The sequence below is a fragment of the Crenothrix sp. genome (assembly GCF_043729335.1).
In the GTDB taxonomy this organism is placed as follows: Bacteria; Pseudomonadota; Gammaproteobacteria; order Methylococcales; family Methylomonadaceae; genus Crenothrix.
In genome coordinates, this window is record NZ_JAYTLQ010000002.1 from 312291 (window position 1) to 324315 (window position 12025).

Consider the following 12025-nt stretch of genomic DNA (forward strand, 5'->3'; position numbering starts at 1 on the left):
TCTCTCTACTGCGTGCACTTATCAATCTCTATACCATTGGGATCGTTAGGAATGCCGTCTTTATCAGGATCAATACCCATGCGTACACGCCCTGTCGTAGTAATAATAATGACTTTTGCCGTTTTCAAACGATCAGGTTTAGATCTATTGGTATCACACAGAATTAACGTACCGTTAACACTTTTTCCCATAGCGCTAAAACTAATCGTTTTAGGAATGTTATTATTGCTTCTTAAAGTAAATCCTGTCGGCAACTCCGAATAAGTACGTAACGAACAATCTTCTGTCGCAGTGCCGCCAGGCGCTTCGCATAAGTTTGCATCACCATCATCCTTATTCAGAGTATTATTGTTATCGGAATCAATAAAAACATCCCAACCGTTTTCCCAGGCATTATCGACGTTACCTTTGCGTATAATAGTGACCTTTCTGCCACGTTTTATGGCTTCACTACGTGCTAAATTTAATGCGGTTACAAACTCGTTGGTATAGGCGGTCAGACGATTACTGCTGATGACGCTATTAAACGTAGGTACGGCGATGGCTGTTAATATACCCGCGATAGTTAAAGTGGTGATCAGTTCAATCAGGGTAAATCCTGACCCACTTAATGGTTTTTTGAGCATAGTTGATACGCGTAACGCATTGCCGGCTGAGAGGGTAATAAAAAATTTTATTACTTACATCATGGCTTCAATTATAGGCATAAAATTGAATTTGTGCGGAGAGCACTGTAAAAAATATTGTTTTTCGCTTACCTACCAAGACGGAACAAAGGCTTAAAACTTACACATTGTCCCGTCTTAAAGGGTATAACTGCAAAATAATTGTTTTATTATGCGTAGACCCTACTGAGATATCTACAATTTTTTAGAGGTCAAGATGCCAGATTGGTTTATTTTGCAGGTGCAGGTGCAGGTGCAGATTCGGCGGGCGGCAATTCATCTGTGCGGGTATCAGTAATCAGCGAGTAACATTCCATAACACTTTCGGTATAATTACTGTGCGCTTCAGAGAGATTTTTAGGAGAACCAAATAAAGTCGTTAATTCTTCAAAAGCTTTTTTAGGATCAGGAGCTTTCTCTGCATTAAGCATTTTTGTGTAACGCTCATAGGTCAGTCTTCTATAAGGATCGTAGGTGAAAAATCCAGGCATATTGGTCGAGGTCGTATCGAACACGCACTTAGCCATGGCTTCGGGTGCTATGTTGTAATCCTTAACGTCTTGCTCTTTTTGTATGCGCTCCAAAAGTGCTTGTTCATAGGCTTTTTTTTCAGAGCAGCCTGCGAGCAATAAAACACTAAAAGAAATCAGAAAAAATTTTTTCATAGAAAAATTACCGTTGTTGATAAACTAAACAATGTAGACTAATGGGTGTTTACGGCATTATACGCATTTTTGCTAAAACTCGTATTAACCGCTTAATTGGCCATTGCCGCACTCTGCCCTCTATGCTCTTCTCATAACAATAAATATTTCGGAGGAATTTATGTCGCAACAACATCATACCCTACTCATCATCGGCGGGGGTGCCGCGGGCGTATCCATCGCTAATAACATGCGCCGCCAAAATGCCACTATTAATATTGCTTTAGTTGAACCTGCCGAAAAGCATTATTATCAACCTGGCTTCACCATTATAGGTGGTGGGGCTTATACATTAAAACAAGCCACTAAAAATGAAAAAGACCTGATCCATCCTAGCGTAACCTGGATAAAAGATTATGCCGAAAGCTTTCAACCCGATACTAATACAGTAATTTTGCGCTCTGGCGATACGCTAAACTATGACTATCTTGTGGTTTGTCCTGGTTTACAGCTCGATTGGGATAAAATAAAAGGCTTAAAAGAAACACTGGGAAAAAATAACGTTTGTAGTAATTATTCAGCGGATTACGTGGAATATACCTGGGAATGTATCCGTAACCTGCAATCCGGTACTGCGCTTTTTACCCAGCCTCCCATGCCCATTAAGTGCGCAGGAGCACCGCAAAAGATTATGTACCTCGCTGCCGATCGGTTCCGTCAAAAAGGCATACTCAATAAAATGACCATTGAATTCTTAAATGCGGGCCCTGCCATGTTTGGTGTGCCGTTTTTTGCTAAGGCGCTCAGCCTAGTGGTAGCCGACTATGGTATCAACACGCTATTTAATCATAACTTAGTCACGATAGATGGCGCTGCCAAAACCGCTACCTTTGAGGCCACGGGTGGTGACGGTAATAAACAGTTGGTGATTAAAAATTTCGATATGATTCATGTCACCCCGCCACAAAGCGCACCGGATTTTATTAAGACAAGCCCACTGGCAAATGCAGCGGGTTGGGTTGATGTCAATGAAAACACTTTACAACATAACCGATATAAGAATATTTTTGGCTTAGGTGATGCAACCTCAACACCCAATGCCAAAACCGCAGCGGCGGTACGTAAGCAGGTTCCGATTGTTGTGGATAACATCCTCCATCTTATTAGCAATCAGCCACTAGATTACAAATACGATGGTTATGGTTCCTGCCCCCTCACAACGTCCTTAAATACCGTTATGCTGGCAGAATTTTCTTATGGTGGCAAAGTCACGCCATCGTTTCCATTTTTGGATCCTAGAAAAAACCGTTTTATTTGGTGGCTGGGCAAAACCACCGGTTTTCCGTGGCTGTATTGGCATATTATGATTAAAGGCTATCGCATTGATATTCCACACTTAGAATCTTATGCTAAAAACTTTACCAAAGAATAGACGTACCCGGAATAGACGTACCCGTTAACACAGATGTAGAGACGCAAGATTTACGTCTCTGCACAAAGCATGGTTAGCTCAAATCCGGATCAAGTGAATACATCAAAGACTGTACCAGCAAAGATACATCACGTTTTTCACGTGCATCCACAGAAAAAACCGGTGGATTAATTTTGAAGGGTTTTAGATGGGTATGATAATCGTTGATCGTAAAACGGTTATTCAAGTCCATCTGCGTGACGCCAATCGCAACACCGGTTTTATCGATAAACTCACGAAAAGACTGTATAAAAAAGCGCATATCCTGAAAGGGGTCGGCACGGGTATTATCCAGCAATAAAACCAGACCAATACCTCCTGTCACTAAAATATCCCACATAAAATCAAAACGCTCCTGGCCTGGCGTACCATACAGATGAATTTTTTCGCCGCCGCCAACGTTCATGATGCCGTAATCCATAGCAACGGTGGTGGTGGCTTTTCGGCTTTTAGTCATATCGCTGGCTGCCGCATCTGTTTTGATGGGCGGCACATCACTGATCGCACCTATCGCCGTAGTTTTACCCGCACCAACCGGGCCTGTGAAAATTATCTTATGCTGAATCATGGTTTTTTGTAGGTCAATAGCAGTACTTTAAATATAGTTTTTGAGAAAACTATACAATTTTTCTCATACATCCAAATAATTTAGAATTGAATTTAAACATTATTCTCCTCGGAGCTTATTGATAATTCTACTCAATATGCCTTTTCTAGCGGGGGGGATAACCGGCAATGTGACTTGAATTAATGCATCCATTTGTCTTTTTGCCTGCGCTGCCAAACCCAATGCATGAGCTGCGCTGACAAAAATATAAACATAGCGCAGTTCAATAGCTAATACGGTAGCAACATTAATCATTGTTTCAGGACCCCTGCTCACCAAAAAGGCAGCGATCCGTAAGGCATGTGGCGTTATAATATAGCGAGTCAGATCGGGCCATTGTTGCAAATAAATAGGTCTATCAACCTCAATGGCCTTTGGATAACGTCCTTTAGATGTCCAAAGTGCCAGCTTCCAAAGAAAAGCATTCATATCCTGAATTTTTTCTAAGTTGCCCATGCTTTGAGTGATTTCCTTATCGATGGGCGTTATGCTCATAGTGCCCAAATCAAGCCAAACGCAAGCCTTTTCTCTTAGTACGTCGTCATTAGTATCTAGCCAAATTTCATGAGAATGAGGCAGCACCACCAATGTGTTCCAAACCGAACTGCTTAACTGTAAAATTTGGGTTTTTTCCCCAGCAGACTTGTAAGCGAACTGCACATAGCCTTGATAATACTTTTTGGGGTCATAAGCTGCAAGATGACGCTCATGAATATCATTAAGGTTAATCTCAGGGAGAACACCAAAAAAATCGTTAAAATCCGGTTCCTCAATAGTGATCGCGGAGCTGTACTTGGCTTTCTTGTGCTGCTCATCCAGATTTATGAGCTTTTCTTGTTCATTTACTTTGAAGTCAGCGGGTGTTTTTAATACTGCTGGGGACTGTGGCGTATCAACAGCCTTAATCTCCGGCAAAGGTACTTCTGGCTTATTGGGTTTAGCGATTTCACGGGCAAATTCGGAAATTTGCACACGGTCAAAATAAGGCTTGCGCCTAACTCTACTATGGCTAATGTCATTTGCCCAATCGATAGCATCCATCATCTCATCGGTTTTAATCGGCTTATCGAGATACAACACATTATCCCTATCGATTCGCCCTGCTGTACCGGCTGTTAATACAATAATAGCCCGCTGGGGATTGCGCGCCATGCTATTTTCCAGCAGTTGTGCTGAATGGGAAAAATGAGTATCAATAATATCTACACGAGCATCAACCTCGTCAACAACCTCGGCAAATCCCTCACATGACCCCCAAAAAACCGTGCCACTAATTTACAAGACCGCTCATCCATGCCTAAAAGAGCCACACCTAATGGATCTTTGCGTCTTTTTTTCATTGCTTATTTCACTGTGTATGTAAGAACAATCGCCTCTTTCCTAAGCAGGAAACAAACAAGCTTCTTTAGTTCAATCCAGGGTATTTAAATCACTATCTCAGGCCAATAAGAACAAGGAGGCCGTTTATTCACCTTACAACACGAATGCCGGAATCAAAAATACAACCAAGCACTTTATTCATGATAAAAACCACTTCCGAGACAAAGCTCATTGTCATACCAAGCTATCAAACAAGTTACGTGCCGTTTTGATTTGATCAGCGTTGCCTTTATCAAGGACTTCCGCGATAATCCCTTTAGCCGCATCCGCATCACCCATGTCAATATAGGCTTTGGCTAAATCCAGCTTTGTTTCCAGCTCATCTAGATCCATAAAATCAAAACCGGCATCAGCTTCATCCAAGTACTGCGTATTTGACTGTGTGGCAGCAGATGTGGCATCCATATCAAAATCAAAATCAAAGTCATCAATTACTTCATAACTCTTTGGGTCTGTATCCAGTGTCAGCGGGTAAGATTTATCTATTTCTAACGTATCTTGACTTTTATTATCCGGGCTAAGTAACTGGCTATCTAAGCTAAACTCATCGAAGGCTTCGAGATTATCGTGCGCAGAAGTGAAATCAAACATTTCAACTTCATGTGCATCATCCAGAGTCAGTTCGGTTTTATCCGGTGAAAAATCTGCGGGCTCTTGCTGAGTATTATCGAGTTGAACCGTATTGTTTTTCGCACTGCCGCCTAACGAACCGAGATCAAACTCTATACTGTTATTATTTTGCACTTCCTGGTCGACAGCATCACTGTCTATATCGGAATTCAAATTAAACTCTGACATACCCTCATCAGCATCATATGGAACATACAGCTCCGACTCAGCTCCCATTAATGATTCTTCAAAATCACTGTCAAAAGTAGCGACATGAAAATGGCTATGCTCTTCAGGCTCACTGTCATTATCAATTAGATCAGTATCATGCACTGCAACTGTATCATCAGCGCCCTGTTCAGCAGGCGGCGCCAAGTGCGTATAAATATTTTCAATGCCCGCATCATTCTCAGGAATGAACATATCGCCGCCAGAAGTTAGCGTCAAATCTGACCAGACTTCCTCACCCATTTCAGTGACTTTTGCCCAAAACTCAGCCTGACCCTTTTTGCCTGCCGCTGCCAATTCTGTCGCGTAATTAACAAAATCTTTTTTACGCTCAGTAGCGCAAAAAATTTCCAGTAACTTCAGTTTGTATTCGTCATTATCCGGCTGATCTTTAATCGCCTGACGCATAAGCTCTTCGGCTTGCTGATAACGACCGTAAGCCAGATAGACATCTGTTTCTGAAATAGGGTCGATTTCTACATGTGAAGTATCAAAAACCTCAAAATCGCTGGCTGTAAACTCGTTCAGGAAAGAATTATCTTCTATCGAACCCGCTGCAATTGCGCTGGGCGTATTAGTTGCTGCCTTATTGACCGGCCTGATTGCGGCCTGATCAGGCTTAATCATGCTCGAAGGCGCAAACATGCTCTCGCCATCAAACTGTTCATTAAATTTGCGTTTTCTCCACCATAACCAGCCAATCAACGCTAATAAGCCCCCCCCAATTCCCACTAACCAAACTGGCGTAGTGTCAGTAACTGGAGTCTCTACCAAAGGACTTTGTGTAGGAGTTTTTATTGCTGGCTTAACAATTAAAGGCTTAGGCAGTTCAGGCTTTTTAAGGGTGGGTAAAACCACTTCAGCAGCATTAGTTGGCGTTTGATTCTCAGGCACAACGGGCAAAGGTTTGCCACCATTTTGTATAATCTTTAGCTGCTGCTCTTTCTGCTCCAGATTCTTTTGCATAGTGGCCAGCTGCTTTTCAAGCTCTGTCACTTTGTCAGTTTTTACATCTTGGTCAGGTGCAACGACATTGACGCCGCTTTCCGCTTCGCCACTTTGGCCGTTGGCATCACCTTCTTTAGATTTTTCATCCGCTGTTTTATCAGGTTTAGATGCAGAATCATGGGCAACACTTGTTGTTGAATCATTAGCGACAGCAGCATCAGTGGGTGCAACCAGCGTTAACTGCTTATCTACAACAGTCTCTTCCGCAGGCGCAACCACTTCTTTATTGACTGGAACGGGCTCGTTATTTTTCCAGGCACGCATTTGCTCATTAAACGCAACCAGAGCCTGGTCTTGAGGCAAGCTTAAAACATCCTCCTTTTTAGGAATATCTAGCTTTTTGTTTGGCAGTAAGGCATTAATATTGTTTTTGTAGAACGCTTGTGGATTAGCCTCATAAATGGCTATCATCATTTGCTCAACAGTTGGCTCGCCATCTTTTCTAACGCGCTCCGCCACTTTCCATAACGTATCGTGTTTGCGGGTAACGTTATGCCTGCGATCCACATACACAGCACGATGACGCGGACGATGCGTTACAACACGTTGCCTTGGTTGTTGAATAACTGGCTGCGGCGCTTCTTCGAAACTTTGATAAGTTTGAACAGGGGATGTCGATACTTTTTGGTATACCGGCGGCTCTAACAGCACAGTAAACTCACGGTATAAGCTCCCTTTAGGCCAGCTTACTTCCAGTAAAAAATCCAAAAACGATTCTTTTAAGACTTCATTTGAACTGATCTTAATGACCGTAGAACCATTGGCTTTTACAACCGGCTCAAGCTTGATCTTGGATAAAAAAGCCGACCAAGGTATACCTGCTTCATCAAATTTTGCCGGGGGAGCCAAGCTAATTTTAATATCGGCTACATCTTCATTTGCGGCTCTAATCAGAGCAATCTCGGCATTAAGATTTTCGTTAAGCCCAGAGTGCACTTTAATACTACCTATCCCCAGCGAATAAGCACTAGCCGGAGCTAATAACGACATCACAGCCAGAGTTTTAGTTAATTTGCGCACATCCGCTCTCCTAAACAAAAATCTACCACAATCTTGTACCACCTGAAGTCAAATATATAAACAAGCTTAGCCTAGATGTAATTTTTTACTAGCACTTCCGCTATTTGCACACTATTTAACGCGGCACCCTTACGGACGTTATCACCCACAACCCACAAATCGATACCTAGTGGATGAGAAATGTCATCTCGAATACGTCCCACAAACACGTCATCATTGCCCGAGGATTCGGTCACAGCCGTTGGATACCCGCCGTTGACACGCTCATCAACCACGGTTACGCCAGGGGCTTTTTCTAATAACGCTTTAACCGCCACCGCATCAATTTTGGTTAATGTTTCAATATGCACGGCTTCAGAGTGTCCAAAAAAAACAGGAACCCGCACCGCTGTTGCGTTTACTTTAACATTTTTATCGCCAAGGATTTTTTGCGTTTCCCAGACCATTTTCATTTCTTCTTTAGTATAGCCATTTTCCATAAAGACATCGATCTGCGGCAACACATTAAAAGCAATTTGCTTAGGATACACGCGTGGAGGATCAATAGGTTGGCCATTAAGTAGCTTGGCGGTTTGTTTGACCACTTCTTCAACGCCTTTTTTACCTGTGCCGGAAACCGCCTGATAAGTACAGACATTAATCCTATCAATTCCGGCGACATCATAAATGGGCTTTAAAGCCACTAACATCTGAATTGTTGAGCAATTCGGATTAGCAATAATGCCGCGCTTGGTGTAATCGGCAATTTTTTCAGGATTAACTTCTGGTACTACCAATGGAATATCATCATCGTAGCGAAAATGCGAGGTATTATCTATTACGATACATCCTGCGGCCGCAGCTTTAGGTGCATATTCGGCAGAAACAGAAGCGCCCGCCGAAAACAAACCGATATGGGCTTTAGAAAAATCAAAATCAGCCAAATCTTTAACCACTAAAGAAGATCCTTTGAACGGAATCCTTTTACCTGCCGATTGACTACTGGCCAAGGCATAGACTTGGTCAACCGGAAAATTCCTCTCTTCCAAAATGGAAAGCATGGCCTCGCCAACGGCACCGGTTGCGCCTACGACGGCAATGTTATAAAGCTTAGTCATCTTAATTAAATACCTTTATGCCAGGATAGCGAAAACTTTTGCGGTAATATCTTCGACACTACCCACACCTATAATTGAACTGAATTTAACGCCCTGCCCCATGGCTGAATAATAACCGACTAAGGGTTTGGTTTGCTCATGATACACGCTAAGCCTTTTCCGCACGGTGTCCTCTTTATCATCATCGCGCTGAATTAAAGCCTCGCCGGTAACATCATCTACACCTTCATGCTTCGGTGGATTAAATTCAATGTGATAGGTGCGTCCTGAAGCCAGATGCACGCGCCGCCCTGCCATACGCTTAACAATATCTTCATCGGGCACTACAATTTCAATCACAGTATCGATGCTAACACCCATTGTTTTGAGTCCTTCGGCTTGGGCAATCGTACGGGGGAACCCGTCTAGTAGAAACCCGTGGGCACAATCGTCCTGAGTAATGCGTTCTTTAATTAATCCCAGAATAATGCTGTCGGAAACCAAGCCGCCGCTATCCATGACTTTTTTAGCTTCTACGCCCAAAGGTGTACCCGCACGAACTGCCGCCCGCAGCATATCTCCTGTTGAAATCTGAGGAATACCGTATTTTTCGGTAATAAATTGAGCTTGAGTTCCCTTACCAGAACCAGGGCTGCCTAAAAGAATAACGCGCATTAAATAACTCCAAAGGTGTCACAAAAAACAATTTTAGCCCACTCGGAAAAAATAAAATCTGCGAGAAAAATGTTTTTACAACTGAGTGAAAGGTATAAATTCCTATTCTTTCATTATACCTTGTCCATAGCAACAGGCGAGAGTATTGGTATTAATCATAGCCATGTATTTTTAAGCACTAAAAATGCGCCCACTTGCAAAGATGCTATTGACCTATGCCGCCTTGCGTTAAGTGTGCCGGATTCAGGAGCTTTTCCAGTTCTTGCACCGACAAGTCTGTCATTTCGGCAGCGACATCAATAATGGGGCGCTTTTGTTTATACGCGGCTTTGGCTACTTCAGCCGCTTTGGCATAACCGATAATAGGGTTTAATGCCGTCACCAAAATAGGATTTTTGGCTAAGGCTTGCTGCAAGTTATCGGCTCTAACCGTAAAGCCGGCAATGGCTTTATCAGCCAGCACCGTACTAACATTAGCCAGAATATCTATACTTTGCAATATGTTATAAGCAATTATCGGTAGCATGACATTGAGCTGAAATGTGCCCGATTGCCCAGCAATGGTAATGGTGGCATCGTTGCCAATCACTTGCGCGGCCACCATGGCCACAGCTTCCGGAATCACCGGATTGACTTTGCCTGGCATAATGCTACTGCCAGGTTGTAAGGCAGTGAGTTCAATTTCGCCCAATCCCGCCAGTGGGCCGCTGTTCATCCAGCGCAAATCATTGGCGATTTTCATTAAGCTGACCGCAATCACTTTAAGCTGGCCGGATAATTCTACGATAGCATCCTGGGTGCTTAAGCTTTCGAAAAATGATTCATTAGGCTGAAAAGGCAAACCAGTTTCCCGGCTTAAAAGATCGGCAAATTGTTTGGCAAACTCAGGGTGTGCATTAATGCCGGTGCCGACAGCTGTCCCGCCTTGCGCCAATTTATATACCCTGGGCAAAGTCGCATGAATACGGTCTATGGCGTTACGTATTTGCAGTGCCCAGCCACCCAGCTCCTGGCTCATCCTCACGGGCATGGCATCCATAAGGTGAGTGCGACCGGTTTTAATAACATCGTCTACTAATGTCGCCTTGTGCTCAATCGTTTCAGCCAGATGTCGCAACGCGGGCAAAAGTCGGTTATGGCATTCCAGCGCCGCACTGACATGAATCGCGGTTGGAATCACATCGTTACTGCTTTGCCCCATGTTGACGTCGTCATTGGCGCTAACCGTTTTACCGGCAATTTTAGTGGCTAAGTTGGCCAGCACTTCATTAACGTTCATGTTAGTGCTGGTACCCGATCCGGTTTGAAACACATCAATCGGAAATTGCTCAGCATGTTGGCCAGCTATTATGCACTCTACCGCCTGTATGATGGCATGGCCTGTGACAGCATCGAGTTCACCTAAGTTGATATTGACACTGGCTGCGGTTTTTTTGATCAATGCCACGGTTTTAATAAAAGCAGGCGGCATGGTTAAGCCGCTAATGGGAAAATTATTGATGGCCCGTTGAGTTTGCGCGGCATATAAGGCATTTGTCGGCACGGCAAGTTCGCCCATACTGTCTTTTTCAATGCGGAAGTGCTCAGTCATTTTTTATTCCTGTCATAAAATTATTAATATCGACTATGTCAAAAGGCCAGCCTAAGTCTTGTTGGGTTTCGGGATGATATAAAACGGGGATGCGCGTGGCATATTTAGGCTGCCATTCTGGAAATTCGGCAATGTCTATATTTGTGATAGATACATCATGGTCATTTAGCCAGTATTCGTTCACGATAGCTAAGGCCAGTTCACACAAGTGGCAACCGGAAGTTTCTAGTAGGATTAAGTGGACTTTAGACATTTTATTTTAATGGTTCATGGCTGTTGCTGTGCAGTGAGATACGCGTACAATTCGCGTGGATTAGATGAGGTTGAGGGAATAATCACAAGACATCTAACGGGGTATTAAAATCATCTTCCCTATCATAATGACCACATTTCGCCATAGAATTAAACGCCTGCCTTATTTTGTGTAATGGTAACGTGCTTGCAGAAAATCAATACGATCATTTGTTATTAAGTAAACCAAACGATGTTCTTCCGTAATACGGCGTGACCAAACACCAGCAGCAAGATGCTTCAACGGTTCAGGTTTACCGATGCCTTTGAACGGATCGCGCATAACGGCTTCAACCAATTCAAGCATCTTAAGGGCAACCCGTTGATTGGTTTGCACCCAAAACCGAAGATCCTCACGGAATTCTGGTTGAAATACACTTGCCCGATTAGGTGTTTTAACCAATGCCTACCTCAGCCCGTAATTCGGACAGTGATTGGGATGGCGTAGTTGCTTGTTGTGCGCGGGTTAATGCTGCAAACAGGCGTTCAGCATTAACAGGTGAACGTAAAAGATGTGCCGTTTCAAGCAAACTTTGAAGTTCATCAGCAGCAATTAACGCAACATCTGCGGTTCCACGTCGCTGGATGATGACCACTTCTCTGTCGTCTGTTACCGAATCTAGCAAGGTGGCGAAATTAGCACGTGCTTGGGTATAAGTGGTTTGGATTGTCATGGGGATCACACGAAATAAAAAGTACAGGATAACTGTACAAGTACTTGCGATCTATGTCAATCTGAAGCAGGCTTGTCTGGAGTTAA

The 12025-nt window shown here is 43.4% G+C and carries 12 protein-coding genes; 1 reads left to right on the forward strand and 11 read right to left on the reverse strand.

Translation table 11 applies throughout. From position 1 onward, the window contains the following. Positions 1–5: 5 nt before the first annotated feature. Positions 6–626 carry a GspH/FimT family pseudopilin gene (locus ACHZC4_RS01990; protein WP_394752090.1) on the reverse strand — a complete coding sequence of 207 codons (621 nt, stop codon included), beginning with the start codon at positions 624–626 and terminating at the stop codon, positions 6–8. 269 nt (positions 627–895) lie between these two features. Then, entirely contained in the window at positions 896–1330 is a 435-nt protein-coding gene (locus ACHZC4_RS01995; RefSeq protein ID WP_394752091.1) for a hypothetical protein, read from the reverse strand. Positions 1331–1490: 160 nt separating this feature from the next. Between ACHZC4_RS01995 and ACHZC4_RS02000 the strand changes: the two genes are divergently transcribed. Then, entirely contained in the window at positions 1491–2741 is a 1251-nt protein-coding gene (locus ACHZC4_RS02000) for an FAD/NAD(P)-binding oxidoreductase (RefSeq protein WP_394752092.1), read from the forward strand. Between the two features lie 73 nt (positions 2742–2814). Here the strand turns inward: ACHZC4_RS02000 and ACHZC4_RS02005 are convergent, their stop codons facing one another. The 9 genes from ACHZC4_RS02005 to ACHZC4_RS02045 all read right to left on the reverse strand — a co-directional run bounded on the left by ACHZC4_RS02005 (position 2815) and on the right by ACHZC4_RS02045 (position 11939). Then, entirely contained in the window at positions 2815–3348 is a 534-nt protein-coding gene (locus tag ACHZC4_RS02005) for an ATP/GTP-binding protein (protein WP_394752093.1), read from the reverse strand. A gap of 99 nt (positions 3349–3447) precedes the next feature. Further along, a complete protein-coding gene (locus ACHZC4_RS02010; protein WP_394752094.1) occupies positions 3448–4539 on the reverse strand; it encodes a hypothetical protein in 1092 nt (363 codons plus the stop codon). 402 nt (positions 4540–4941) lie between these two features. Next, positions 4942–7632 carry a FimV/HubP family polar landmark protein gene (locus ACHZC4_RS02015; RefSeq protein ID WP_394752095.1) on the reverse strand — a complete coding sequence of 897 codons (2691 nt, stop codon included), beginning with the start codon at positions 7630–7632 and terminating at the stop codon, positions 4942–4944. Between the two features lie 71 nt (positions 7633–7703). Next, on the reverse strand, positions 7704–8729 hold the full coding sequence (locus ACHZC4_RS02020; RefSeq protein ID WP_394752096.1) for an aspartate-semialdehyde dehydrogenase: 1026 nt from the start codon (positions 8727–8729) through the stop codon (positions 7704–7706). 15 nt (positions 8730–8744) lie between these two features. Then, positions 8745–9383 carry an adenylate kinase gene (gene adk / locus ACHZC4_RS02025; RefSeq protein WP_394752097.1) on the reverse strand — a complete coding sequence of 213 codons (639 nt, stop codon included), beginning with the start codon at positions 9381–9383 and terminating at the stop codon, positions 8745–8747. 205 nt (positions 9384–9588) lie between these two features. Beyond that, a complete protein-coding gene (locus ACHZC4_RS02030) occupies positions 9589–10974 on the reverse strand; it encodes a class II fumarate hydratase (RefSeq protein WP_394752098.1) in 1386 nt (461 codons plus the stop codon). Beyond that, entirely contained in the window at positions 10967–11227 is a 261-nt protein-coding gene (locus tag ACHZC4_RS02035; protein ID WP_394752099.1) for a glutaredoxin family protein, read from the reverse strand. The genes ACHZC4_RS02030 and ACHZC4_RS02035 overlap by 8 nt, the downstream gene beginning before the upstream one ends. 162 nt (positions 11228–11389) lie before the next feature. Continuing rightward, complete coding sequence (locus ACHZC4_RS02040) at positions 11390–11668, reverse strand: Txe/YoeB family addiction module toxin (RefSeq protein ID WP_394752100.1); 279 nt, start codon at positions 11666–11668, stop codon at positions 11390–11392. Then, on the reverse strand, positions 11661–11939 hold the full coding sequence (locus ACHZC4_RS02045; RefSeq protein ID WP_394752101.1) for a type II toxin-antitoxin system Phd/YefM family antitoxin: 279 nt from the start codon (positions 11937–11939) through the stop codon (positions 11661–11663). The genes ACHZC4_RS02040 and ACHZC4_RS02045 overlap by 8 nt, the downstream gene beginning before the upstream one ends. Positions 11940–12025: the final 86 nt, after the last annotated feature.

What these genes read in the sequence shown, in the direction of transcription:
- ACHZC4_RS01990 (WP_394752090.1), bottom strand. Translation starts at nt 626, where the DNA reads ATGCTCAAAAAACCATTAAGTGGGTCAGGATTTACCCTGATTGAACTG.
- ACHZC4_RS01995 (WP_394752091.1), bottom strand. Translation starts at nt 1,330, where the DNA reads ATGAAAAAATTTTTTCTGATTTCTTTTAGTGTTTTATTGCTCGCAGGC.
- ACHZC4_RS02000 (WP_394752092.1), top strand. Translation starts at nt 1,491, where the DNA reads ATGTCGCAACAACATCATACCCTACTCATCATCGGCGGGGGTGCCGCG.
- ACHZC4_RS02005 (WP_394752093.1), bottom strand. Translation starts at nt 3,348, where the DNA reads ATGATTCAGCATAAGATAATTTTCACAGGCCCGGTTGGTGCGGGTAAA.
- ACHZC4_RS02010 (WP_394752094.1), bottom strand. Translation starts at nt 4,539, where the DNA reads ATGGCGCGCAATCCCCAGCGGGCTATTATTGTATTAACAGCCGGTACA.
- ACHZC4_RS02020 (WP_394752096.1), bottom strand. Translation starts at nt 8,729, where the DNA reads ATGACTAAGCTTTATAACATTGCCGTCGTAGGCGCAACCGGTGCCGTT.
- adk (WP_394752097.1), bottom strand. Translation starts at nt 9,383, where the DNA reads ATGCGCGTTATTCTTTTAGGCAGCCCTGGTTCTGGTAAGGGAACTCAA.
- ACHZC4_RS02030 (WP_394752098.1), bottom strand. Translation starts at nt 10,974, where the DNA reads ATGACTGAGCACTTCCGCATTGAAAAAGACAGTATGGGCGAACTTGCC.
- ACHZC4_RS02035 (WP_394752099.1), bottom strand. Translation starts at nt 11,227, where the DNA reads ATGTCTAAAGTCCACTTAATCCTACTAGAAACTTCCGGTTGCCACTTG.
- ACHZC4_RS02045 (WP_394752101.1), bottom strand. Translation starts at nt 11,939, where the DNA reads ATGACAATCCAAACCACTTATACCCAAGCACGTGCTAATTTCGCCACC.